The sequence below is a fragment of the Parafannyhessea umbonata genome (genome assembly GCF_012844235.1).
GTDB lineage: Bacteria > Actinomycetota > Coriobacteriia > Coriobacteriales > Atopobiaceae > Parafannyhessea.
In genome coordinates, this window is sequence record NZ_JABAGR010000001.1 from 76638 (window position 1) to 101319 (window position 24682).

27 protein-coding genes are annotated in these 24682 nt (G+C 65.8%); 24 read left to right on the forward strand and 3 right to left on the reverse strand.

Features of this window, described 5'->3' with window-relative positions:
* Positions 1–5: 5 nt before the first annotated feature.
* From HF885_RS00325 to HF885_RS00335, 3 genes are all read left to right on the forward strand, one after another.
* Entirely contained in the window at positions 6–572 is a 567-nt protein-coding gene (locus tag HF885_RS00325) for an SLATT domain-containing protein (RefSeq protein ID WP_170102999.1), read from the forward strand.
* Positions 573–690: 118 nt separating this feature from the next.
* Complete coding sequence (locus HF885_RS00330) at positions 691–1191, forward strand: hypothetical protein (protein WP_170103000.1); 501 nt, start codon at positions 691–693, stop codon at positions 1189–1191.
* A gap of 67 nt (positions 1192–1258) precedes the next feature.
* The gene (locus tag HF885_RS00335; protein WP_170102940.1) at positions 1259–1429 is read left to right on the forward strand and encodes a hypothetical protein; all 171 of its coding nucleotides are present in this window, start codon (positions 1259–1261) and stop codon (positions 1427–1429) included.
* Between the two features lie 287 nt (positions 1430–1716).
* Here HF885_RS00335 and HF885_RS10675 read toward each other — a convergent pair whose 3' ends face one another.
* Positions 1717–1845 (reverse strand): Fic family protein, encoded by a 129-nt coding sequence (locus HF885_RS10675; protein ID WP_419197816.1) that lies wholly within the window; start codon positions 1843–1845, stop codon positions 1717–1719.
* Between the two features lie 594 nt (positions 1846–2439).
* Here HF885_RS10675 and HF885_RS00340 point away from each other — a divergent pair.
* From HF885_RS00340 to HF885_RS00350, 3 genes are all read left to right on the forward strand, one after another.
* Positions 2440–4176, forward strand: coding sequence for a DUF262 domain-containing protein (locus HF885_RS00340; RefSeq protein ID WP_170103001.1), 1737 nt, complete (start codon positions 2440–2442; stop codon positions 4174–4176).
* A 41-nt stretch (positions 4177–4217) separates the two neighbouring features.
* A complete protein-coding gene (locus tag HF885_RS00345; protein WP_170103002.1) occupies positions 4218–5015 on the forward strand; it encodes an ADP-ribosylglycohydrolase family protein in 798 nt (265 codons plus the stop codon).
* 96 nt (positions 5016–5111) lie between these two features.
* Positions 5112–6560, forward strand: a complete 1449-nt coding sequence (locus HF885_RS00350) for an ATP-binding protein (protein WP_170103003.1) — start codon at positions 5112–5114, stop codon at positions 6558–6560.
* Positions 6561–7069: 509 nt separating this feature from the next.
* On the opposite strand, the gene HF885_RS00355 is transcribed toward HF885_RS00350, so the two are convergent.
* Positions 7070–7816 carry an ATP-grasp domain-containing protein gene (locus HF885_RS00355; RefSeq protein WP_170103004.1) on the reverse strand — a complete coding sequence of 249 codons (747 nt, stop codon included), beginning with the start codon at positions 7814–7816 and terminating at the stop codon, positions 7070–7072.
* 255 nt (positions 7817–8071) lie between these two features.
* On the opposite strand from HF885_RS00355, the gene HF885_RS10270 reads away from it, so the two are divergent.
* The 4 genes from HF885_RS10270 to HF885_RS00370 all read left to right on the forward strand — a co-directional run bounded on the left by HF885_RS10270 (position 8072) and on the right by HF885_RS00370 (position 10678).
* Positions 8072–8380 (forward strand): hypothetical protein, encoded by a 309-nt coding sequence (locus tag HF885_RS10270; RefSeq protein WP_206109704.1) that lies wholly within the window; start codon positions 8072–8074, stop codon positions 8378–8380.
* A 213-nt stretch (positions 8381–8593) separates the two neighbouring features.
* The gene (locus tag HF885_RS10275; protein WP_235927232.1) at positions 8594–9001 is read left to right on the forward strand and encodes a DUF4268 domain-containing protein; all 408 of its coding nucleotides are present in this window, start codon (positions 8594–8596) and stop codon (positions 8999–9001) included.
* A 132-nt stretch (positions 9002–9133) separates the two neighbouring features.
* Positions 9134–9751 carry a GNAT family N-acetyltransferase gene (locus HF885_RS00365; protein ID WP_170103005.1) on the forward strand — a complete coding sequence of 206 codons (618 nt, stop codon included), beginning with the start codon at positions 9134–9136 and terminating at the stop codon, positions 9749–9751.
* 81 nt (positions 9752–9832) lie between these two features.
* Positions 9833–10678: an HAD family hydrolase gene (locus tag HF885_RS00370; RefSeq protein ID WP_170103006.1), complete on the forward strand. Its 846-nt coding sequence runs from the start codon at positions 9833–9835 to the stop codon at positions 10676–10678.
* Positions 10679–10724: 46 nt separating this feature from the next.
* On the opposite strand, the gene yqeC is transcribed toward HF885_RS00370, so the two are convergent.
* Entirely contained in the window at positions 10725–11396 is a 672-nt protein-coding gene (gene yqeC, locus HF885_RS00375; protein WP_170103007.1) for a selenium cofactor biosynthesis protein YqeC, read from the reverse strand.
* 231 nt (positions 11397–11627) lie between these two features.
* On the opposite strand from yqeC, the gene HF885_RS00380 reads away from it, so the two are divergent.
* From HF885_RS00380 to modA, 14 genes are all read left to right on the forward strand, one after another.
* On the forward strand, positions 11628–12671 hold the full coding sequence (locus HF885_RS00380; protein WP_206109705.1) for an SIS domain-containing protein: 1044 nt from the start codon (positions 11628–11630) through the stop codon (positions 12669–12671).
* 270 nt (positions 12672–12941) lie between these two features.
* Positions 12942–13868: a PTS mannose/fructose/sorbose transporter subunit IIAB gene (locus HF885_RS00385; RefSeq protein WP_170103008.1), complete on the forward strand. Its 927-nt coding sequence runs from the start codon at positions 12942–12944 to the stop codon at positions 13866–13868.
* 30 nt (positions 13869–13898) lie between these two features.
* Positions 13899–14714: a PTS mannose/fructose/sorbose/N-acetylgalactosamine transporter subunit IIC gene (locus tag HF885_RS00390; protein ID WP_170103009.1), complete on the forward strand. Its 816-nt coding sequence runs from the start codon at positions 13899–13901 to the stop codon at positions 14712–14714.
* A gap of 10 nt (positions 14715–14724) precedes the next feature.
* Positions 14725–15555 (forward strand): PTS system mannose/fructose/sorbose family transporter subunit IID, encoded by an 831-nt coding sequence (locus HF885_RS00395; protein ID WP_154541373.1) that lies wholly within the window; start codon positions 14725–14727, stop codon positions 15553–15555.
* A 112-nt stretch (positions 15556–15667) separates the two neighbouring features.
* A complete protein-coding gene (locus HF885_RS00400) occupies positions 15668–16651 on the forward strand; it encodes an SIS domain-containing protein (protein ID WP_170103010.1) in 984 nt (327 codons plus the stop codon).
* A 114-nt stretch (positions 16652–16765) separates the two neighbouring features.
* Entirely contained in the window at positions 16766–17419 is a 654-nt protein-coding gene (locus tag HF885_RS00405) for an HAD family hydrolase (protein WP_170103011.1), read from the forward strand.
* A gap of 84 nt (positions 17420–17503) precedes the next feature.
* Entirely contained in the window at positions 17504–18223 is a 720-nt protein-coding gene (locus tag HF885_RS00410; protein ID WP_170103012.1) for a GntR family transcriptional regulator, read from the forward strand.
* Between the two features lie 231 nt (positions 18224–18454).
* Positions 18455–19066: a sulfurtransferase-like selenium metabolism protein YedF gene (yedF, locus tag HF885_RS00415; protein ID WP_170103013.1), complete on the forward strand. Its 612-nt coding sequence runs from the start codon at positions 18455–18457 to the stop codon at positions 19064–19066.
* A gap of 6 nt (positions 19067–19072) precedes the next feature.
* Positions 19073–20251, forward strand: coding sequence for an aminotransferase class V-fold PLP-dependent enzyme (locus tag HF885_RS00420; protein WP_170103014.1), 1179 nt, complete (start codon positions 19073–19075; stop codon positions 20249–20251).
* The gene (locus HF885_RS00425) at positions 20248–20505 is read left to right on the forward strand and encodes a DUF3343 domain-containing protein (RefSeq protein ID WP_170103015.1); all 258 of its coding nucleotides are present in this window, start codon (positions 20248–20250) and stop codon (positions 20503–20505) included. The genes HF885_RS00420 and HF885_RS00425 overlap by 4 nt, the downstream gene beginning before the upstream one ends.
* Positions 20506–20591: 86 nt before the next feature.
* Positions 20592–21398, forward strand: coding sequence for a selenium-dependent molybdenum cofactor biosynthesis protein YqeB (gene yqeB, locus HF885_RS00430; protein WP_170103016.1), 807 nt, complete (start codon positions 20592–20594; stop codon positions 21396–21398).
* A 2-nt stretch (positions 21399–21400) separates the two neighbouring features.
* Positions 21401–22507, forward strand: a complete 1107-nt coding sequence (gene selD, locus HF885_RS00435; RefSeq protein WP_170103017.1) for a selenide, water dikinase SelD — start codon at positions 21401–21403, stop codon at positions 22505–22507.
* A 75-nt stretch (positions 22508–22582) separates the two neighbouring features.
* A complete protein-coding gene (locus HF885_RS00440) occupies positions 22583–23644 on the forward strand; it encodes an XdhC family protein (RefSeq protein ID WP_170103018.1) in 1062 nt (353 codons plus the stop codon).
* 123 nt (positions 23645–23767) lie between these two features.
* The gene (gene modA, locus HF885_RS00445) at positions 23768–24676 is read left to right on the forward strand and encodes a molybdate ABC transporter substrate-binding protein (protein WP_235927221.1); all 909 of its coding nucleotides are present in this window, start codon (positions 23768–23770) and stop codon (positions 24674–24676) included.
* Positions 24677–24682 lie beyond the last annotated feature (6 nt).

The window sequence follows — 24682 nt, forward strand, 5'->3', positions numbered from 1 at the left end:
CCTGCATGGACGAAAATCATGAGTACAAGAAGCGGCTCTGGTCGCAACTTACCGAAGCCTATGCCAAGGAAGTCTATTCCCGTGAGACGCAAAACGTGGCCGCCAACAGCACCAAGAAACTGGGCGACCGCATCTCCATCGCGCAGATAGTCCTGACGTCCGTCGCCACCGTCGGGTTTATCTCCACCTTACTGCCTTCAGGCTACGTAGCCGCGATCGTTGCAACGGCATGTTCAGCGGTTGCCCTTGCCTTAAACCTCTATTCGCGTGGGGCAAAGCTGTCAGAAGAATCCGCCGCCCATGTCAAGGCTTCAAATGACCTGTGGGCCTTCGAGCAAAGGCTAGTCTCCCTTCTCACCGATTTCGAGGAACTCGATCCGGGCGCTATATGCGCTAAACGTGACCAGCTATTCGACGAGCTCGATGCGGTTTACCGAAGCGCCCCAAGAACCAACGAGCGCCAATACGAAAAGGCCAAGAAGATGCTGAAGGAGAATCAGGCTCAATCATTTACCGATGGCGAGATAGACTCTCTCCTCCCTGAAAACCTTCGATGGAAATACAAGTCCTGAGCTAAATGCTTTCTCGCATCAGAGGAGTCCCGCTTGTGGCACCACCGGACAATGCCCGTACCTAGAAGGTGCGGGCATTTCTAATGTGTCGGGCCCGCGAGACGAAAGGGGTCCAACGATGGACGGTGATCTGGATGGCAAGGCATCGCCGGGTGCGGCAGGCGAAGGGGACTCGAGCGAGCAGGCGCTCGCGCAGGGGGACCAAGACGCCCAGGCGGACGGCGCGAAAGAGGTAGCGGGCGACGGTGCCGATGACGGTGTGGCCGACTACCAGGCGGCACTGAGGGCCAAGGACGCTGAGATCGAGACGCTTCAGGCGCGTGTCGTGGAGGCCGCGAAGACCTCCGAGGCGACCGAGACTCTGAACAAGGAGATCGCGGCACTCAAGAAGCAGATGGCCGACGAGCGCGTGGAGTTCACGCTACGCTCGGCCGGCGCACGCTCGGTCAAGGCCGCGAAGGCGCTGCTGGAGGAGCACGACGGCGACGTGGCAGCGCTCGTGGCTGCCGAGCCCTGGGCTCTTCGAGGGGGCCGAAGTTGGCACTTCACAAAGGACTTCACAAGATTCCGTAGGTGGCGCGACGGGCCTGGAGCCCGCGGGTGTCGCGGGCAGCTCTGACGACCAGTACATGAAGCGTTGGGAGATGATCGCCGACCTCGCCGACGAGAGCAAGGAGGGCTAGGGTATGCCGAACAACATCGCAGCTATCAAGAGCTACACGACCATCCTCGACCGCGTGTGCCAGGGGGAGGCCACGAGCTCGTGCCTGAACTCGCCGGCGCGAATGGCGAGGGCAGGCCGCAACGCGAAGGAGATCATGATCCCGAAGATCTCCGTCTCTGGCCTGGGCGACTAGAAGCACAACGTGAGAGTAGTTGTCCGAGTGAGCGCTCAACGAAGATGAACTTCTCGCTCACTGTGGCATGATGTGAATGAGTTACAAGCTCAGAGCTTATCGAACTGCGGGCGGCACGATATGTACGGAGGCCATCATCTCCTGTCTGCTACTGTATGCGCTTCTCTATATCCTTAAATGCGCGACTCGGCACGGCGGCATTGCCGCGCACGAGCTTAACAAGATTCTTTCGCACCACAAAGCCTGGAAAGGCATCGTTGAGCTTCCTATCCAAGTTGTCCACGCCATCACTTCGCCTTCCGGTACTTCTGTTTGCTGCTGGTTGGTCTGTCGGGAATGGTTCGCTCGATGAGCCCACACGCGAGGGGAGGCTCAAGGTATCGCTCCCTGAAGCTAGGACGGTGCTTCAGCCCCAGCCCCTCATCAGCTCCGAAGCTGACATCTCTCTATCTCCTAGGACAGCGATAAGCTCCTTTACCGGATCGTCAGCGCAGCGGGCGCCTGTCGGCACTTGGTCGGTGACTTGGTCGGCGTTGTTGATAACTTGGTCGCCAGCATGAGTCATTTTGATACTCATCGGTGGCTCAATCTCCGTCACGAGAGTGGGACTCCCCTCCCAAGCCCGGCAGGCGGAAGCCGGCCAGGCCGCTCGTCTCAAGTTCCAGCGTCAGACGCACCCGGTCCGGCTCCCAAAGCTCCTCGAGCAGGGGATCTGGCTTGCCGGCACCGTACGTGCCCTCGCGCAGCGTGTCATAGCCGCTGCCTGCCCGCTCCCCAATGTTGATCAGGCTTGAACATGGAGAGGAACGTCCCGTTGCGCGGGTCGGACACGCCTCCCGCCTCCACCTCGCCTATCGAGATCCTGAGCGTGCCTGGGTTGGACGCGATGACGCGTTCCGGCTTTCGCGCCCCACATTTGCAGACCAGGACTAGACGCACTCGGCACGAAGCCTGATAGTTGGATAGTTGAATAGCAACGAACTGTCACTTCCTGCAGATTGAGAGGGCCCATGTCTCAGCTGACGGTCGATCAGAAAAACATCAGGACGCTTCTCCAGGACGAGGACGCCGACTTTCTCATCCCGGACTACCAGCGGCCATACGCCTGGGGAGAGGACGAGTGCTCCACCCTGTGGGATGACCTCTTCGCCTTCGCGTTCCCCAACAACGCAAGCGACCGGTTCGACAAGCGTAACGACTACTTCCTTGGGCCCATAGTCACGTTCAAGAACGACGAGGGGCAGCAGGAGATTATCGACGGCCAGCAGAGGCTCACCACCATCATGCTTCTGCTCAGGGCACTCTACGACCGCTTCGCGAAGATGAAGGACAGGAACTCCGTCAGCCTCCACGACGACATCGCCGCATGCATCTGGAAGTCCGACGACTACAGCAACCTCGACATGACTGAGGACGGCCTCAAAATCAAGTCCGAGGTCGCCTCCGACAACGATAAGGGCGAATTCCTGCATATTCTGCGGGACGGCAAGGCCAACCCCGCATGGAAGAGCAGCTACGCGAAGAACTTCCGGTACTTCCAGGGCAAGATTGCGGAGCTCGCCGAGAACTATGACGGCTACTCGACCCTCTTCGCCTCCCGCATCATGCGCCACGTGATACTGCTCCCCATCGAGGCTGGGTCGCAGGACACAGCGCTGCGCATCTTCTCGACGCTGAACGACCGCGGACTCCCGCTCTCCGACGCCGACATCTTCAAGAGCCAGCTCTACAAGCACTTCTCCAGCGAGGGCAGGAAGGATGACTTCGTCACGCGCTGGAAGGCGATGGAGGAAAGCGCCAATGATCTTCTCCACCCGCTTCGTGGCACACCCATGGATGAGCTCTTTACACGCTACATGTACTACCGCAGAGCGCTCAGGGGCACGACGGGCACGACCACCGAGTCCCTGCGCGGGTTCTACGCTAGGAACAAGTACTCCATCCTGCACGAGGACAGAACCCTGGACGACCTCGAGTCGCTCCTTGGCTTCTGGCAGCGCGTCGAGACCGGGGATGGCTTCTCCGACGCGGCCAACAGGCGCTTTGCGATTTTGCGTTTTGCGCCCAACGGCATGTGGTACTACCTGCTGAGCGTCTGGTTCCTCGCGCGCCGCGACGGCAGCGACAACCTGGACGACGAGGGCCTCGTGCGGCTGCTCGACCTCACCATCGCCTTCGTCTGGTACTACGCCATCGAGCGTCCGGGTGTGAACTCCCTTCGCACCCCCATGTTCCCCGAGATGGTCAACATCGTGAACGGCACGGACGTGAGCTTCTCGAACTACCGGTTTGGCAGGGAGGACGTAATAGCCCGCATCCGCGCCTTCCAGTTCACCAACCAGCGTGCGATCACTCGCTCCATGCTCGCCTGGTGGGCGTACCACGATCCGGCGCAGGGGCTGTGGGACAACGACACGGTCCTCGAGGTGGAGCACATCTACGCCCGCAAACGCGCAGAGGTCGAGCCCCTGCAAGACCGTTCTGACCTTGAGGCTCTCGGCAACAAGGCGCTTCTGGAGAAGCGTGTGAACATCCGCGCCGCTGACTATCGTCTCTCCGACAAGAAGAAGTACTACGAGGGCTTCGTTGACGGAAACGGGAGGACGCGAGAGGGCACCAAGAACGTGGAGCTTCTTGGAATCGTGAGGTCGAAAACGGACTTCACCGAGGCCGACATAGTAGACCGCACCAACGACATCATCGATTCGTTCGTCGACTTCATGGACTCGAACGGACTTATCGGATAACCACGTCACAGCCCAATCCAGTTCCCCCCAAGGAGTCCCCCATGCCCACCTCGCAGCATCCCTCCCCCACCCTGCGCGACTGCATGTACGGGCAGGCCGTGGGCGACGCGCTCGGCGTGCCGTACGAGTTCCTGTCGCGCGGGACGTTCGAATGCACAGACATGGTAGGGCACGGCAGCCACGACCAGCCCGCCGGCACCTGGAGCGACGACACCTCCATGGCACTCGCGACCTGCGACAGCATCCGCGCTACGGGCCGCATCGACGTGCGCGACATGCGGGAGCGCTTCGTCCGCTGGTATCGCGAGGGCGCGTACACCGTGAGCGGCCTCTTCGACATCGGCGGCACCACCGCCGACGCGCTCTCCTCCGGGCGCGGTCGCGCGGGCGAGCGCGACAACGGCAACGGGTCTCTCATGCGCATCCTCCCACTCGCGTTCGCGGACGCGACGGACGACGAGGTTCGCGCCGTCTCCGCCATCACGCACGCGCACGCAATCTCCTGCGAGGCGTGCGTTCGCATGGTGCACGTGGCCCGTAGGCTCACCGCCGGCGAGGGACTGCGCGACGTCGCGGGCGACTTTGTGGGTGTGCCCGCGAGCCAGATCCGCTCCGGCGGCTTTGTACTGGACACCGAACGCGCCGCCCTGTGGTGCCTTGCCAACACCTCGAGCTACGCCGAGTGCGTGCTCGCGGCGGTGAACCTGGGGGACGACGCGGACACCACCGCCGCGGTGGCGGGAGGGCTCGCCGGCATCGCGTACGGTATGGACTGCATTCCGGCCGAGTGGCTCGACGCACTTCTCGGCAAGGCGACCATCGACGCGTGCCTGTTCTAGGGTGCGGGGGTCTTTAGTTGGCAAGACGTCCGGGGATCGGCCGCCCTTAGGCCATGCGGTAAAATGTCTCCCATTAAACATATTTAGGAGACGCCCATGCAGCAGCCCATCACCCGGAACGACCCCGATCTCTTCTCCAAAGAGAAAGAGAATCTCTACTTCGACCGCAAGAGCGCGCGCCTCAACGCCAAGGAGACGGCACGGCACATCTGCGCCTTCGCCAACGCCTCGGGCGGCAAGCTGGTCATCGGCATCGAGGACAACGGCGAGATAACAGGCTTCAAGCGCGACGGCGCGCGGGACATCGAGGAGTTCGAGCAGGCGCCGATCGTAGGCTGCGACCCCTCGCCCGTGGTGCACGCGATGAGGGTGCCCGTGAAGAATGCCAAGGGTCAGGACGACCAGATTCTCGTGCTGGAGGTCGCCAGCTCGACCGGGCGCGTCATCGCCAGGAGAAGCGACAAGGCCGTGTTCCTCCGCCAGCGCGACAGCAGCGTGGAGCTGGACCGCGAGCAGGTGCTGGCGCTCGAGTACGACAAGAACCAGCGGCGCTACGAGGACGAGGTGCAGGAGCGCTCCTCCGTCGCGGACGTGGACCCCGAGGTGGTGGCGCGCTACAAGGCGGAGCTTGGCACCGAGGCGAGCGACGAGCAGGTGCTGCGCAGCCGCGGGTTCCTCCAGGACGGCCACCTCACCAACGCGGGCGTCCTGCTCTTCTCCGAGAACCCGACGCGGTTCATACCTTGGGCACGGGTGCGCGTAATCCGCTTCGACGGGAACAAGATGGAGACGGGCAGGCGGCTCAACATCGTGAAGGACAGGACCTTCGATGGGCCGCTGCCCAAGCAGATTGAGGGCGCGAAGGGGTTCATATCGAGCCAGCTGAGGGAGTTCCAGTACCTGGGGGACGACGGCAGGTTCAAGATTATCCCCGAGTACCCCGAGTTCGCTTGGTTCGAGGGCTTGGTGAACGCCGTTACGCACCGCGACTACGCCATGAGCGGCGACCACATACGCGTGATGATGTACGGCGACCGCCTGGAGATCACTAGCCCGGGCGGCCTGCCCAACATGGTGACCTTGGAGAACATGAGGTACACCAGGTGGTCGCGCAACCCGATCATAGCGCGGACGCTCGTCGAGTTCGGCTGGGTGCGCGAGCTCAACGAGGGCGTACAGCGCATCTACGACGAGATGGCGTCCTTCTTCCTGAACGAGCCAACGTATTCGGAGCCCAACGGCATGTCGGTGCGCTTGGTGCTGCAGAACAGCATCACCTCGCGCGTGCTGAGGCAGGCCGACGCCGTGGCGGAAAGCTTGGGCGAGGGCGTGTACGGGGACCTCAGCGAGTACGAGCTCGCCGCCGTGCAATACACGTATGGGAAGGGGCGGGTGACGGTGAGGGGGCTCGCAGAACATCTGGGGCGCAGCAGCAAGGTGGCCCGTGCGACGCTCAGATCGCTCGCTGACAAGCGCATCCTCGACTGGCACGGCACCAGCGCGACCGACCCCTCCCAGTACTATGACCTTCACAGGGCAGAGTAGGTAAGGGCTCGGGCATAGCTTGGAAGGGGCTTTACGGGCAGCAGGGGCCGTCGAGCCCTTCCCATGAGGGCATAGCAGGTAAGAGTAAGTGCGAGTAAGGTTCGAGTATAGGGGCGTCGGGACAGCGATGGCTGCGACGCCGTTTGCCATCCCACCGCCCGCCGCCGGACGAGGGCTCTGGCACGCTCGCATGCGAAGCCCCACGCCCCGGGCCACTCCCCGCAGGTTCGTGACGCTTCCTTGGGCGCGCAGGCCCGTGGGCGTCCTGGACTGCTTCGTGCAGGCGGGCGCCGGCGGGGTGGCTCCGCGGGCATCGATCGCAGCATCTGGCCTCGGCGACTAAACGCGTAACGTGAGAAGGGCTGTCCGAGAAAGCACCTGGCGAAAATGAACTCCTCGCTTACTGAAATGCGATATATATGAGTCGCTACAGCCGCAAACTTCTCAAGCCGCGAGAGATGCGTGATGTCTGTACGCTGACTCCTTGACCTGCTGCTTTATGCGCTTCTCTACATCCTCGGCACGGGCACGCCATAGTCACAGGGGTCATCTATCCCGACCATCTGGGCCCAGCGGGCGGAAAGCAGCTGCGCATACAGCTCGGGCCACAGGCCGTACGGACCGAGCGAGTAGCCGTCATTCACCTCTACGAGCAGCGTCCTGCCGTCCGAGGTGACGCCGAAGTCGGCGGCGTACCCGGCCGGCGCGCTGGCATACGCGGCAATCGCCTGCTCGACGACCTCCCTGCTCGGCGCTTTCGACCAGTCTCCGCGGTAGCGGCGAACGTCGAGGATCTCCCCGTACCTTACGAAGCACCGATACTCCGAGACGAAGTCGACCACCTCGCTGCAGATGACGGGGAAGTCCTCCCCGCAGCAGCCCTTGCCGACGAGGTCCTTCGTGCTGGCAACCACGCACCCGGTGAAACGCTTGCCCTCGACGGGCTTCACGAACAGTGGCCAGGAGCTCACCTCGGTGCTCACGTGGTCAATCGTCGTCTTCCAGAGCCTCCTACCCAGAAACGAACGCAGCTCCTCGGGATAGTTGATCTCGCTCGTGTCTGCGCCAAGAGCGCGGAGCCTGGCACGGACGACGCCGAGGCCACCCACGACCACGTCCTCGCGGTCGCAGGCATCTAGGCCGTCAACGGTTTCGAATGGAACTGTCTCGAACCCCATGTTCTTGAACCCGAGCCACGCGGTGTACTGGCTCATGCCTCGCGGCATCCCGTTTCTGCTCTGGATGAACGCCCTCATCGCCTGGCTCCTCTTGGTTTGATGGATGACAACAGGGTATCAGCCTGTCGGCCGAAATAGTCCTGCACTCTTCGCCACTGCGGCGCTGCCTTTGACAAGAAGTCTGCATGTCCACCTCGCAACAGCGCGTCCCTTGTGAGCGAGAGCTCGATTTTCCTTCGGGAAAGTGGATGATCCAGACTCCTGGGACAAAGGTTTCCAAGAGCATGATTCGCTTGTCGGTGACGTGGACGTAGGGCAATGGAGGCGCGAGAGATGGGCTATGGCCTTGTTCATCTGAAGAAGGTTGAGCTGCGTAAGGTCTGGCCGCATGAGGCGCTTGATTTCACCAAGTGGCTTTCGAGCCCAGCCAACTTGAATATGCTGGGCGAAGCGGTTGGCGTTGAGCTCGAGCTCATTGAGACTGAATCCTCTGTGGGATCATTTAACGTGGACATCTACGCGCAGGAAGCCGGCACCGGACGCAAGGTCATCATCGAGAACCAGCTCGAGGAAACAAATCACGACCACCTGGGCAAGGTGATTACCTATGCTGCCGGTAAAGGCGCCCAAGTCATTATCTAGGTTGTCTCCCATGCACTTGACGAGCACCGTCAGGCGATTGAATGGCTTAACGAGCACACCGATAACGACTTTGGCTTCTTCCTTGTTGAGATTGAGCTTTGGACTATTGGAGACTTTAAGCCGGCTCCCCGCTTCAACGTTGTAGAGCAGCCGAACGAGTGGACAAAGGCCCTGAGGCTGAGTGAGAACCTGTCAGAGACCGAGCGTGTCAAGCTGTCGTATTGGACGAAGTATCGCGAGATTGTACGTTCGACTCCCAATTTTCTTAAGGTGTTTAGTCCGCAGAAGCCGACGAAGGACCACTGGTCTACTCTCCGATGCGGCACAAGTGCCTATCACATAGCGCTCCTGATTGACACGCAGCACGGCCGAACCGGTATCGAGTTTTATGTGCCAGACGATAAAGACATTGGTCACAAGTCAATCGAGAACGCGCAGCTTTTCGAGAAGGCGCTGGGACTGAAGGCGAAGCCTTTCGACGCGAAAAAGGCGTCGGGTCTGCGCTTCTACAAGGACGGCTGCAAGATTAAGAACAACGAGGGCGAACGGCCTGGGTTTATTGCAGAACAGCTGGACTGGGCGCTCAAGATGAGGAAGCTGATCGAAGAGCTTCAGCTCTAAGCTGGCGTTCGAATTCGACCCCGCGCTTCTCCAAGGCGCTGCCGTTCCGTTTGTGAAAGGTGCCGCACGCATGCCCGCCGTGCGCCCGCCCGTAGTAGTCTTGTGCTCGTGAGCACGAGCGACGGGAGGGCAATGGTGCAGGAAAATGCCGGCGCGGTGACGGGGGAGGGCACGCGCATCAGGATGGCGACGCCGGACGATGCGGAGCGCCTGCTGCAGATATATGCGCCCTACGTGCGCGACACGGCCATAACCTTCGAGTGGGACGTCCCCAGCGTGGAAGACTTCCGCCAGCGTATCGCGCGTACGCTGGAGCGCTATCCCTACCTTGTGGCTGAGTCCGCGGACGGCCGAGCGCTGGGCTACGCGTACGCCGGCCCCCTCAAGGAGCGCAAGGCGTACGACTGGGCCTGCGAGCTCTCCATCTACGTGGCGCAGGACGCGCACGGCCGCGGCGTCGGCGGCGCGCTGTACGCCACGCTCGAGCGCCTGCTTTCGGCCATGGGCGTCACTAACCTCAACGCGTGCATAGGCTACCCCGCCGCGCCGGACGACCCCTACCTCACGCGCGCGAGTGTGGAGTTCCACACCCACCTGGGCTTCGAGTGGGTCGGCCGCTTCCACGGCTGCGGCTACAAGTTTGGCCGCTGGTACGACATGGTGTGGATGGAGAAGATCGTGGGCGACCACCCCGCAGACGCCCTCCCGCTGAGGCCCGTGTCGCAGGTGGCGGCCCTGCTGGGGGAGTAGGCCCCCGGCCCGAGCGGACCGCTGAGTCGGCCCGCCGCGCCGCCGCAGCGCGCAGACATCCGCAAGACTTTGGAGAAGAACATGATCAAACTTGCCCTGACCGATCTGGACGATACGCTCATCCCCGTTGGCGCACCGCGTGCCACGGACCGCGCCATCGCGGCCATCCACGCCATGGTCGACGCGGGCCTGCACGTTGGCCCCGTCACGGGCCGCGTTCCCTCGGCCATGGGCTGGATGTTCGCGGGCGACGCCACCTGCTTTGCCACGGGCGCGTTCTGCAACGGCCAGATGGTCTACATCGACGGTGAGCTCGCCCACCAGGAGGCGTTAGACCCCGCGTCGCTCGCCCGCGCGCAGGAAGTGCTGGAAGATGTGGAGGGTGCGGCGCTCGCCGTGTACGACGTGTTTGGCGACGGCCAGGCCATCCTGGTAAAGCGCAACGTCAAGAGCCTGGAGGGCCACCCGGAGGTCATGAGCGAGGTGGGCCACCCCACGCGCGCCGAGCTTGGCCCCACGCCGTGGATTAAGGCGAACGTGCACGTGTCTGGCCCGCGCGAGCGCCTGGTGCGCGTGCGCGACCTGCTGCGCGCGGAGTGCCCGGGCCTCGACTTCGTGTTCCCCAGCCCCACGGCCCCGCTCATCGACATCACGCCGCACGGCTGGGACAAGGCGGCCGGCGTGCGCGAGCTCGCCCGCGAGCTCGGCGTGACGCTCGACGAGGTCGCGACGTTCGGCGACTCGGAAAACGACCTGCCCATGATATCCGCGGTGCCAAACTCCGTTGCCGTCGCGAACGCGAGCGAGGACGTGGCCAAGGCCGCGCGCTGGCACATTGGGTCTGTGCGCGAGGACAGCGTTGCCGTCGCGCTGGAGCAGATCGCCGCAGCAGCGCCCAACGGCGCCATGCCGGCGTTCATGCGCTAGGCGTCAAACCGCGGCACGGCCTCGTCGCGCCCGTGGCTCGGTGGCGTCACGCCAGCGCGGGCCACGTGACCACGGGCGTCTGGTCTCCCTCTTCCCGAAGCGCCTGCTCAAAGGACTGCACGTCCTTCTCGCCCTGGGGCGTCACCTGGCTCACAAGAAGGACGTCCGCCTTAAGGCCGCCGGCGTGCTCGTGGGCGATGGCCCGCGCCACGAGGGCGGGCGTGGCGACGTCCGCGGCGTCGCAGCCCGCGAGCTTGCAGAAGACTTCCGGCCGGTGCACGGCCTGCGCCACGGGCAGCCCAAAGCCGGAGGCGCCCACCACCTGCACCACGCGGTCCGCCTCGGCGGGGATCACGGGCTCGTAGTCCGCGTGCGCCTTCAGCGGGTGCCGCGCGGCGCCGTCCGCCTCTACCAGCACGTAGTCTGCCAGCACGGAGAGCGTGCGCATCTTCAGGCGCGGCGCCGCGAGCTTGCCGGTGCCGTCGCCGACGGGCGTGCCCACGCACACCACGCGGCTGTACCACAGCGCCTGCTCCACGGCGCGCTCGTCCGCGTCCTCAAGCACCGGGCACGCAAACGGCATCACGTGCGTGGTGGTTGTGAGCACGACGGTGCCTGAAAGCTCGCGCGCCAGCGCGTCGAGCAGGCTCGTCTTGCCGCCGCTGCCGATGACCGCCGTGATGCCGCGCCCGATTGCCAGCTTGTCCGCAAGGCCCATGTGCACGCTCCCTCCCAGGCGTGGCGGCCCCCGCGGCCGCCCGTGGCAGAATTCTAGCGCTCCGCGGCGGGTGCGGCGTGCCGTCTGCGGCGTCAACCATGGCGCGCGGTTCTTCTCAAAAGATTGCAAACGTATATAACGTATATGATATAGTGTGCCCAAAAGGAGGCGCCGCGGGGATGCGACGGTGCCACGAGTGAGCGGTGAGGGCGCGCGGAGGAAGGGGAGCGCATGGGCGAGAAGGACGAGAAGGGTCGGGTCGAGAAGGGCCAGGCCGTCGGGGCAGGCGCGGAGGTCCGGATTCAGGACGAGGTTGCGGAGGTCGTGGCCAACGCGCTTCGCGGGCGCGACGTGACGCATGTGGCGTGGGTGGCCGCCGGCGGGTCGAACGGCGGGTTCTACGCGGCACACTACTTCATGGAGCGCGAGTGCGCGACCGTTTCCTCGCACATGTATACCAGCAACGAGTTTGTGCTGGCGCCGCCGGCGTACGTGGACGAGCACACGCTTTGCGTTATCTGCTCCATGCGCGGTACGAAGGAGACCTGCGAGGCGGCGCGGGTTGCGAAGGAGCTGGGTGCCGCGACGGTGGCGCTGTATGTGAACGAGTCCGACCTCACGCGGATCTGCGACCAGAAGATTGCGTACGAGTCCATCGCGCTGGATCAGAGCCGCACGGAGCGCGTGAACTCCAGCGTCGCCCTCATGATTGCGATGAGCCTTGCGAGCCAGGTGGACAGCTATGACCATTACGACGAGGCCATGTATGCGTTCGACGTGGTGGACGGCATCTACCGCAAGGCGTTTGCGCGCATGCAGGAGCCTGCGCGCGAATGGGCGGCCCGCATGGCCGGCGAGCGCACCATCTACGTGATGGGCTCCGGCCCCGCGTATGGGTCTGCGTACATATTCTCGATTTGCAACATCGAGGAGATGCTGCAGATAGACTCGCCCACCATCAACAGCTGCGAGTTCTTCCACGGCCCGTTCGAGGTGCTGGACGCCACAAAGCCCGTGTTCCTGCTGCTCTCCGTGGGACGCTGTCGCCCGGCGGACGAGCGCGCCCTACGCTTCCTCAGGCGCTACGGCGGCCCGAACGTCTACGTGCTGGACGGTATGGACCTCGGCCTGGGCGAGCTGCCCCAGGACGTGCGCGAGTACTTCAACCACATCCTTTTCTCGCCCATCCTCAATAACGTGTACATGCGCGCGCTGTCCGCCGCGACCGGCAAGGACTACATGACGCGGCGCTACATGTGGAAGGTGGAGTACTAGGGGCCCTGACGCGCGGGCGCCATTTGGGCTGCGTCTGCGCTTGCGCTCAACATTCGGTTCCTGCGGAGGCACTCCCCTTGGCCTCCGAGGAAAGGCCAGTCGCTTCCTCCAGCGGCTGGCCGTTTTGTTGCCATACGGTTGCCACCGCATGTACCGTTCGCCGGCAAAAGTGAACCGTTTGTTTCTAGACGTTATAGACCACTATCACCACGATAATAAGACGTATATGATGTCTGCAACATCAAGCCAACAAGGGGAGGTCGGGACCACATGAACCAAGTCATCCTTGCGTCTCACGGCGGACTCGCGACCGGCGCGCTTGACACCGTCCGCATGATCGTGGGCGAGGCGCCAAACGTGCACGCGGTCACGCTCGAGCGCGACGACAAGGAGCCCATCACCGCCAAGGTCGAGGCGCTCGTCAAGGGTTTCTCGCCGGACGATGCCGTGTACGTCCTCACGGACATGCTGGGCTCCAGCGTCAACAACTCCATGGTCGAGTACCAAGCGGCGCACCCGGACGTCACCGTAATCGCAGGCATGAACATGCCCATGGTCCTCACGCTGGCGCTTTCGGACGGCCCGCTGGACGCCGCGGCCGTGCGCGACCTCGTGTCGGAGGGCCGCCGCGGCATCGTTGACTGCGCGCACCCCGACGCTCCCGAAAGCGCGGCTCCGGCCGCCGCGGCAAAGCGTCCGCAGGCAAATCACGGCCCCGCGAAGATCGTCCTCACCAGGCTCGACTACCGTCTGCTCCATGGCCAGGTCGTCTTCTCGTGGGTCTCGAGCGTCGGTGCCGAGCGCATCATCGTCGTGGACGACGACGCCGCGACTGACGATGTCAAGAAGGGCGCCCTGCGCCTGGCGAAGCCCGCGGGCGTCCGACTGAACGTCTTCACCGTCGACCGTGCACTCAAGAAGATGGCAAAGCTCAACACGCTGGGCGAGAAGGTCATGTTCGTGTTCGGCACCACCTCGGAGCTGCGTCGCTTCTACGAGTCCTACAAGCTGGGCGACGTGGACCTCGGCGCGACCGCCAACCACGACGGCGCCGAGATGATCGGCGGCAAGGGGTCGTCCGTCTTCCTGGACGCGGCCCAGAAGGCAGACGTCAACGCCCTCCTCGACATGGGCGTGAAGGTCTACGTTCAGCAGACTCCCACGCTTCCGCGCACAGACGTCACGAAGAGGCTGTAGCCCCGGTGCAGTCCCCGAAAGGAGAAAGACATGAACACATTCGTTAGCGCCCTGCTCGTGGGTCTCGTCAGCGTGTTCTGCATGCTCGACTCGCGCCTGCTCGGCCGCCTGAACTTCGAGCAGCCGCTCGTGGGCGCCACGCTCGTAGGCGTCGTCCTCGGCGACCCGATGACGGGCCTCGCCGTCGGTGCGGCCGCGGAGCTCGTGAGCATGGGCCTCGTGAGCGTCGGCGCCGCGGTGCCGGCCGACATGGTGCTCGGCAGCATCATCGCGTCCGCGTTCGCGTGCCTCACCGGCGCCAGCGCCGAGACCGCCATGACCATCGCTGTCCCCGTCGCGGTCCTGGGCCAGCTCCTCGGCATCGTGTTCCGCTCCGTCATCGCCGTGCTCACGCACGTCGCGGACGCCGCGATCGAGGAGGGCAAGTTCGTCAAGGCCCAGCACCTGCACATCGTCGTGGGCACCATCCTGTACTCTCTCATGTACTTCATCCCCACGTTCTTCGCGATCCTGCTGGGCACCGACCTTGTCAAGGGCGTCGTCAGTCTCATCCCCGGCTGGCTCACCACCGGACTGAACGTCTCCACCAAGCTTCTCACCGCCTACGGCCTCGCGCTGCTCCTCTCGCTCTCGCTCAAGAAGGGCATGGGCGCCTTCCTCTTCATCGGCTTCCTGCTCGCTGCCTACCTCAAGCTCTCCGTCATCGCCGTGTCCGCCCTCGGCGTCGCCGCGGCGGTCGTGCTGACAGACCTCAAGTTCGGCCGTCGCGCCAACGGTAATGGCGGCGGCACCGCAGCACTTGCCGCATCCGATGACTACGACCCCCTTGAAGACGACGACGAGTAAGGAGAAGGACATGGCTACCAAGGAAGTCTCTACTCGCAAGAAGATCAGCCAGTTCTTCTGGCGCAGCTGGGCCATCCAGGACTCCTGGAACTACGAGCGCCAGATGAACATGGGCTTCATGTACGGCATCGCGCCGACCCTTGACCGCTGCTACCCGAATGCGGACACCGACCCCAAGCAGATGGAGCGAAAGAAGGAAGCATACCGTCGCCACATGGCGTTCTACAACTGCACGCCACAGACGAGCGCCTTCGTGCTGGGCCTTTCCGCCTCGATGGAGGAGGAGCTGGCCGAGGACCCGAACGCTTTCGACCCCGACACCGTCAACGCCGTGAAGACGTCGCTCATGGGCCCGCTCTCCGGCATCGGTGACTCGTTCTTCCAGGGCACCATCCGCGTCATTGCCTTTGGCCTGGGCGTGAGCCTCGCGAAGCAGGGCTCGTTCCTCGGCCCCATCCTCGCGATGGTCATCTCGATCATCCCGTCGGTCCTCGTCACGTGGTTCGCGGCGAAGCTCGGCTACGAGGGCGGCCGCGGATTCCTGCAGAAGATGCAGAGCGGCGACCTCATGGACCGCGTCATGTACGTGTGCGGCATCGTGGGCCTCATGGCAATCGGCGGCATGGTCGCAACGCTCATCGGCGCGACGGCCCCGGCGACGTTCGCAAGCGGATCGGTCAAGATCCAGAAGCTCCTGGACTCCATCATGCCGCAAATGATCCCGCTCGCCCTCACGGGTGCGATGTACTGGCTCATCAAGAAGAACGTCAAGTCGGGCTGGATCCTCGCCATCTGCATCTTCGGCGGCATCCTGCTCTCAGTGCTCGGCATCCTGGCCTAGGACCGCGCAAAGCACAGGGCCGCGCAAGGCCCGGGACTGCGCAAGGCGTACGGAAGAGAAAAGCAGACAACGCGCCAGTGTGGCGCTTCTCGACAGAAGAAGGAGACAGAACATGTACGAGATCGACCTCAGCAAGCCCAAGCAGATCGTGGCGGACGTCCTGAAGGACCACCAGATCGACTCCGTCGCGTTCGTGGGATGCGGCGCCTCGATGAGCGAGCTCTACCCCGCGAAGTACTTCCTGGCCAACAACACCCGCACGCTGAACGTGCAGATCTTCACCGCCAACGAGTTCAACTATGACACGCCGGCATGGGTTGGCCCCAACACCTTCGTCGTGACGTGCTCCCTGGGCGGCACCACGCCCGAGACCGTGAAGGCCAACGGCACCGCGAAGGCGCTCGGCGCGCCCGTGACCGCCATCACGCACAACGGCACCTCCCCGCTGACCGAGGGCGTCGACCACGTGATCGTTCACGGGTTCGAGAAGAACTACGCTGCCAAGGTGGAGAAGATGGGCTATGCCCTGGCGCTTGCGGTCGAGCTGCTGCAGCAGGTCGAGGGCACGGACCTATACGACGACATGATCGCCGGCCTCACAAAGGTGTACGACCTCGCCGAGGACGCGGCCGAGCACGCCGGCAAGCTTGCGGCGCAGTTTGCGGCAGACTTCAAGGACGACCAGCTCATCTACCTCATGGGCTCCGGCGCGAGCGCGAAGGTTGCGTACTCCACCTCCATGTTCCTGTTCTCCGAGATGCAGTGGATCGACTCCGCTGCCTACCACACCGGCGAGTACTTCCACGGCCCGTTCGAGCTTACCGAGAAGGACAAGCCGTACCTGCTGTTCATGAACGACGGCGCGACCCGTGCGATGGACGCCCGCGCCCTCACGTTCCTGCAGCGCTTCGACGCCAAGGTCGCCGTCATCGACGCGAAGGACTACGGCCTGTCCGGCGTGGTGGGCTCGAAGGTTGCCACGTACTTCAACCCCTTCGTGCACACCGCCGTCATGCGCGTGTACGCGGAGAAGATCTCCGAGGCGAGGCAGCACCCGCTCACCATGCGCCGCTACATGTGGAAGCTGCAGTACTAGGCTTCTGGTGCGTGTTGCGGACCGTCCGTTGCGGGCGGTCCGCTTTTTTGTAGCGCGCACGGGCGCGTGCGCATGTTTTTCTCGCCCGCATTGCGGGCCTTTGGGGGTGGTGGCATGGCGAGGGCCGTGCTGTTTGACATGGACGGGGTGCTGGCGTTCACGGAGCAGTTCTACAACCAGCGTCGCGTGGACTACCTGATGGGAAAGGGCTTTTGCTTCGATGCGGTCCCGGACTTCAGTGGGAGTAACGACCGGGCGATCTGGGAGGAGTTGGTACCGGGCAATGCCGAGCTGCGTCGCGCGCTGCATGAGGGCTACCGCGCGTACTCTGACGACCATCCAACCCCATGGCGCAGGGTTGCGAACCCGGATGCGGTGCCCGTGATGCGTACCCTGCGAGAGCGGGGCGTGAGGTGCGCGATCTGCTCTTCTTCATACCCGGAGCTCATACGCGAGTTCATGCGGGCGACGGGCGCGGAGCCCTACGTGAGCCTTGCAATCAGCGGACAGGAGTGCAGCGCGTTCAAGCCAGACCCAGAGATCTACCTGACGGCGATGAGTCGCCTGGGCGTGCCTGCGGGGGATTGCGTGGTTGTGGAGGACTCGCCGATTGGCATCCGTGCGGGCAAGGCGTCCGGCTCCTTTGTGGCTGCGCTGAGGCCCAAGCCTGGCGTGAGCCTCGACCAGGGAGAGGCGGACGTGGTGGTGGACTCGCTTTGGGAGGTCGTGCCCCTGGCGCTGGGGCCGTCGGGCGCGGCGCAGGAATGACGTCGCGTGACGAAACGGTATCATACATATGACACGTGAGGTATGAGGCGGCGCACCGACGTGGCGCCGTGCGAAAGGCAAGACATGGGCACCACGACGACGCCGCTCTATCAGCAGATATACGATGATCTGAAAGGCGAGATCAAGGGCGGCACATACAAGAACGGCGACAGGATCCCCTCTGAGGCGGAGTTGAGCCAGAGCTACGGGGTGAGCCGCATCACCGTGCGTCGTGCAATCGAGGACCTGTGCTCGGACGGCTTTCTGGTGAAGATGCAGGGCCGCGGGACGTTCGTGGGAACGCGTCACATAAGCCGCCAGCTCTCGCGCACGCGCGACATCAGCACGTTCACGCGCATGTGCCAGGAAATAGGGGCGCGTCCGGGTGCGCGCGTGATAGACCGTCAGATAACGCCTGGCAGACCCGACGAGCTCGAATTCTTTGGGATGGGTGACGGCACGCTCATGCTGCTTGTGCGACGCGTGAGGTCTGCCGATGGCCTGCCCGTGTGCGACGAGCGCGTAATCCTTCCGTACGACTGGGCGCCAGACCTCCTGACGGAGCCGTTGGAGGACACGTCGATGTTCGGCGCCATCGAGCGCGCGATCGGGCGTCGGCCGGACCACCACACCGCATGGACCATCAATGCCGTGAAGTCAACGACGGAGCAGGGGCAGCTGCTTGAGGTCTCCGCGGGGGACCCTCTGATCTATAGCGTTGCCGACTACGTCGACGCGGACGGCAAGCCCGTATGCATAGGTCGCGACTACTTCGTGGGCGGACGCTACGAGATAGACCTCTAGCGCGGTGGTACGTCCCTCTCGCCCTGCGCGGCGCCGTCCGCGGCGCCAGGGAACCGCTGGCAAAAAAGAAGTTCTGCAATCCAAACAAACATTTATCTGCCCGTGGCGCTTCGCTATACTGGGCAGGCAAGGGTGACTGGCACGGCACCCCGGCGGCTCGACCGCCCAAAAAGTCACGGCCCTGTGGAAACCCGCGGGCCACGCGCCCGCTCGTAGCGTTTGGAGCGAAGCATGAAGATCGATGCGCGCAACCTCACCTGCCCAAAGCCCGTGGTACTGACGCTGGAGGCGCTGCCAAAGCTTGCGCCCGGCGAGTCGCTGCAGGTGCTGGTGAACGATTCCGTGGCAGAGGGCAACCTCACGCGCCTTGCGGACGAGAAGGACTGCGAGCTTGGCGTGGAGCGCTCTGGGAAGGACGTTACCCTTACCTTCAGCCCGCGCGGCGAGGTGGCCGCGAGCGAGGCCGCCGCGACGGAGGCCGCCGCGTTCTGCAACGTGCCCGACCGCACGTCGGCCGTGGTGGCCGTGGACACGGACTCCATGGGCCGCGGCAGCGAGGAGCTGGGTCACATCCTGATGAAGGGCCTCATCTACGCGCTGGCCCACCAGGACCAGGTTCCGGACACCATGCTGTTCTACAACGGCGGCGCGCGCCTTACGTGCGAGGGCTCGGAGTCGCTGGAGGACATCCGCGAGCTGGAGTCCCGCGGGACGAAGGTCCTTACCTGCGGCACCTGCCTGGACTTCTATGGCATCCGCGACAAGCTTGCCGTGGGCGGCGTCACCAACCTGTACGCCATAGCGCAGATCGTGGCGGCGCGTCCCGGCGTCACGGTGCTGTAGCCGGCCATGGTGTACCTCAACTGCGCCGCCACGGCGCACGAGCGCCCGGACTGCGTGATAGACGCCGTGGTGCGCGCCATGCGCGAGCTGGGAAGCTCTGGCCGCGGCGCCGCGGAGGGCGAGCTTGGCGCGGCGCGCACGGTGATGGTGGCGCGCGAGCGGGTGGCGTCGCTTCTGGGCTTTGGCCACTCGGAGCGCGTGGTGTTTGCCGCCAACGCCACGCAGGCGCTGAACATGGCGATCCTGGGCACGGTGCGCCCGGGCGACCGCGTGGTCGCCACGGACTGGGACCACAACTCCGTGTTGCGGCCGCTGCACCTGCTTGCCGGCCGCGGCGCGCACGTGGACTTCGTGCCGGCGGACGCGCTGGGCAGGCTGGACTACGACGCGCTTGGGCGCCTTGTGGCGCCGGGCACGCGGCTGGTGGTATGCACGCACGCGTCCAACCTTACGGGCAACGTGGCGGACGTGCGCCGCTTTGCCCGCGTGGCGCACGCGGCCGGCGCGCTGCTTCTGGTGGACGCGTCGCAGACGGCGGGTGCCGCCCCCGTGGACATGGAGGCCATGGGCGCGGACCTGCTGGCGTTCACGGGGCACAAGGCCCTCATGGGGCCGCAGGGCACGGGCGGCCTGCTGGTTGCGCCGGGCGTGGACGTGCGGCCCGTGATTTCGGGCGGCACGGGAGTGCTCTCGTTTGCGGAGGGCATGCCGGACGCGTACCCGGAGCACCTGGAGGCCGGCACGCTCAACGGCCACGGCATCGCGGGGCTTTCCGCCGCGGCGGACTTCGTGGCGCGCGCGGGCGTGGACGCCATCCACGCGCACGACCTTGCGCTCACGCGGCGCTTCGTGGCGGGTGCGCGAAAGGTGCCCGGCGCCCACGTGTACGGCGACTGGCCGGAAGACCTTGCACTGCTCGACGGCAGCACGCCCGCGCGCGACCACGCGCCCGTCGTGACGCTAAACATGGACGGCTGGGAGTCCTCCGAGCTTGCGGACGCGCTGGACGAGGACTTTGGCATAGCCACGCGCGCCGGGGGCCACTGCGCGCCCAGGATGCACCGGGCCCTGGGCACGCAGGACGCCGGGGCCGTGCGCTTCTCGTTTGGCTACTTTACGGGCGAGAAGGACGTGGACCTTGCGCTCGAGGCGCTGGGCCGGCTTTCTGCGGAGGCGCGGCCGTGAGCGCCGCGGCCGCGGGCGGCGGGCGCAGGCGCCGTCCGCGCGTGGTGGTGGCGTTTGACTCCACGCACGAGGCGCTGGAGTGCGAGCGGCTGTGCCGCGATGCCGGCGTGGCCGGGCGCCTGATACCCACGCCGGTGAGCATACGCGCGGACTGCGGCCTGGCGTGGGCGATGCCGCCCGCGTCGCGCGGCGAGTTCGAGCGGCTGGTGGCGCCGGGCGTAACGTGCGCGGGCACGTACGAGCTGGAGCTGTAGCGGGCGCGCCGCGAGCGGGAACGTGCCGCCCGGCCTGCGCGCCGCATGGCCGCGCGCTGCGAGCGGGGGCGAACGGAGGAGGAAAGATGCTGGTAGTGATACGCGGCGCGGGGGACCTTGCCTCCGGGATCGCCGTGAGGTTGCGCCGCAGCGGCGCGGACGTGGTGATGCTGGACGTGGCCGTGCCCACCGCGGTGCGGCGCACCGTGTGCTTTAGCGAGGCCATCCGCCTGGGCGAGGCCACGGTGGAGGACGTGCGCGGCGTGCTGTGCGCGGACGCGGAAGAGGCGGCCCGCGTGGCGCGCGCGGGCACAGTCGCCGTGCTCGTGGACCCTGACGGCGCCTCCATCGCGCGGCTGCGCCCGGAGTGCGTGGTGGACGCGATCATCGCGAAGCGCAACCTGGGCACCACGCGCGACATGGCGCCCGTGGTGATAGGCGTGGGCCCGGGCTTTAGGGCCGGCACGGCGGCCGGCTGCGACTGCCACGCCGCCATAGAGACAAAGCGCGGCCACTACCTGGGCCGCGTCATATACGACGGCTCGCCCATACCCAACACGGGCGTGCCGGGAAACATAGGCGGCTATTCGCGCGAGCGCGTGCTGCGCGCGCCGGCGGACGGCGCGTTCGAGCCCGTGCTGAAGATCGGCGACGTGGTGCGCAAGGGCGACCTGGTGGCGACGGTTGCCGGAAAGCCGCTTGTGGCCACGATCCCGGGGGTGCTGCGCGGCCTGCTGCAGGAGGGCTGCCCCGTCACGCGCGGCATGAAGTCCGGCGACATCGACCCGCGCTGCGTGCCGGGCCACTGCAACACGTGCTCCGACAAGGCGCGCGCGATAGGCGGCGGCGTGCTGGAGGCGCTTCTGCACCTCTCGCACAGGCTGGAGGGATAGCGATGGCAGACGACGCAAAGGCCCGGCAGGGCGAGAAGGGCGCGGCCCCCGCGCCCGCGGGCGAGGACGTGAAGCTCACGAAGCTTGCGGAGTGCGCGGGCTGCGGGGCGAAGGTGGGCGCCGGCGAGCTGGCGCGCCTGCTGAGCGACATCCGGGTGCGGCGCGACCCCAACCTGCTGGTGGGGTTTGACAAGTCGGACGACGCGGCCGTGTACCGCGTGACGGACGATATCGCCCTGGTGCAGACCGTGGACTTCTTCCCGCCTATCGCGGACGACCCGTACACGTACGGGGCCATCGCCGCGGCGAACGCGCTTTCGGACGTGTACGCCATGGGCGGCGAGCCCAAGGTCGCCCTGAACGTGATGGCCGTGCCAGAGGACATGCCGGCGGACGTGGTGCACCAGATCCTGCGCGGCGGCTACGAGAAGGTGTACGAGGCCGGTGCCTCCATCGTGGGCGGCCACAGCATATACGACCGCGAGCCCAAGTACGGCCTTGCCGTGACGGGCTTCGTGAACCCGGCGCGCATGCTCACCAACAGCGGCGCGCGCCCCGGCGACGCGCTGGTGCTGACGAAGGCGCTGGGCGTGGGCGTGATCACGACGGCCGCGAAGGCCGGGCTCGCCGCGCCGGCAGACGTCGCCGCGGCGGAGGCCCAGATGATGCGCCTTAACCGCTACGCGCGCGACGTGATGGTGGCGCACGACGTGCACGCTGCCACGGACGTGACAGGCTTTGGCCTCTTGGGCCACGCGCTCGAGATGGCGCAGGGCGCGAACGTTTCGCTGGAGCTTGACGCCGCCGCGCCGGCGCTGCTTTCGCCCCGCGTGCGCGAGCTTGCGCGCCTGGGCATCCTGCCTGCGGGGATGTACCGCAACCGCCACTTTGCTGAGTCTTCGGTGGACGTGGGCGATGTCCCGCGCGACGTGCAGGACCTGCTGTTCTGCCCCGAGACCTCTGGCGGGCTGCTCATAAGCGTCGCCGCGGCGGACGCGGACGCGCTTCTGGCGGACCTTCTGGCAGACGGCCGCGTGCCCGACGCCCGCGTGGTGGGGTGCGTGGGCGAGGCCGGCGCGGCGGGCGGCGCCCGCATCGCGCTGCGCTAGGGGCCCGCGCGGCCATGGCGCCCGGTTGGCGCCCGCGCGGCAAGACGACGCGACGGCATGAACAAGGAGAAGGACATGCAAGACTCTCATGACACCCTGCGCGACCAGGCGCTTGTGGACCGGCTTCTGGCGGAGCTCTCTGCCGGGCGTCCGTTTGCCCTGGCCACGGTGCTTGCCACCCGCGGCTCCATGCCGCGCCACGCCACGGCGCGCATGGCGCTTCTGCAGGACGGCACGTGGCTGGGCACCGTGGGCGGCGGCCGCCTTGAGCAGCAGATGCAGCGGCGCTGCCGCGACGTGCTTTCCGGCGCGGCGCCGGCGAGCCTGGAGTGGATGACGCACGCGAAGACCGGCATGGCGTGCGGCGGCGACGCCCTGGTGGGCGTGACGGCGTGGCAGCCCGGGAGGGCGGCACTTCTGACAGAGCTGCTGCGTAGGCTTCGCGCGGGCGAGCGCTTCGTGCTGCGCGAGGCGTGGTGCGACCCTTCGGACGTGACTGTGGAGCTTCTGGGCGCGGACGAGCTTGCGGCGGGCTCCGCGGAGGCGCGGGCGCTTGCCGGCCAGGCGGCCGTGTGGGAGGAGGGCTCCCACACGTACGTTGAGCCGGCCGGACCGGACCCGGTGTGCTACGTGTTTGGCGGCGGCCACGTGGGCCGCGCGCTCACGGGCGTCCTTGCGAACGTGGGGTTTCGCGTGGTGGTGGCGGACGACCGCCCCGGCGTGGCCGTGCCGGCGGACTTTCCCGCGGCGGAGCGCGTGCTCTGCGGCGACCTGCGCGACATCGCGGGCATGGGCATACGCGTGGGCGGCGCGGACTACGTAGTGGTGACGACGCACGGCCACGCGTGGGACATAGACGTGCTGCAGCAGGTGGCGGCCGCGCGCCCCGCGTACGTGGGCTGCATCGGTAGTCGCGGCAAGGCGGCGTTTGCGCGCAAGACCCTGCGCGAGCGCGGCGTGGACGAGGCGTGGCTTGAGTCCGTTCACCTGCCCATAGGCGAGGACATCCTGGCCGTGACGCCGGCGGAGATCGCGATATCCATCGCGGCGCAGATGATCCGCTGCCGCGCGGAGCTGCGCCCGCCGGAGCAGAGGCCGCACGCCGATTCGTCACGCGCGTCAGATAAAAGTTTGTAAGGCAAACGTATAATTTGTTTGAGAACGTCCCCGGCCGCGGTCGGGGCGAACGCCCACAGGCACCACATGGGCACCTTTTTGCGCCACGGCGCGCATTGGCAGGCACCACACCAAGGAGGGAACATGCACCACATGGTCGAGAAGGGCGGCGCCCTTACGCGGCGCCAGCTCTTGGGCGGCGCGGCCGCCCTGGCGGCAACGGCGGCGCTCGCCGCGTGCGGGAGCGCGGGCAGCGCCGGCCGCGACGGCGCGGACTCGTCCGCAAGCGGACCCAGCAAGGCGGCGGCCAGCGGCAAGGCGCGCACGCTCACCGTGTTTGCCGCGGCGTCGCTCACGGAGTCGCTGCAGCAGATCGGGCGCCTCTTCGAGCGCAAGCACAAGGGCGTCACGGTAAAGTTCAACTTCGACTCCTCCGGCACCCTCTGCACCCAGATCGCGGAGGGGGCAAGGGCGGACGTGTTCTTCTCCGCCGCAGAAAAGCAGATGGACCAGCTGGACGGCGGGCTCGACGGCCAGGAGGGCGCCGGCATGGTGGACCACGCCACCCGCGTGGACCTGCTGCAGAACAAGGTGGTGCTCTGCGTGCCCAAGGGCAACCCCAAGGACGTCAAGAGCTTCGACGGCCTGGCAAAGGCGCTTGCCGCGCACCAGGTGCTTCTGGCCATGGGCAACGCGGACGTGCCGGTGGGCCAGTACACGCAGAGGATCCTGGCCCACTACGGCCTGGACGAGGCTGCCCTCGCGCAGGCGGGCTGCATAAGCTACGGCAGCAACGTGAAGGAGGTCGCGGCGCAGGTGCGCGAGGCGAGCGTGGACTGCGGCGTGGTGTACGCGACGGACGCGAAGGCGGAGTCGCTTGCACAGGTGGACGCCGCGACGGACGCGATGTGCGGCCGCGTGGCCTACCCCGTGGCCGCGGTCAAGGCGGCGCCGGAGCACGCCCTCGCCGTCGAGTTCGTGGACTTCCTGCGCACAAAGGCCGCCGTAAAATGCTTTACGGACGCGGGCTTCACCGCGCTCGCCAAGGCCTAGGGGAGA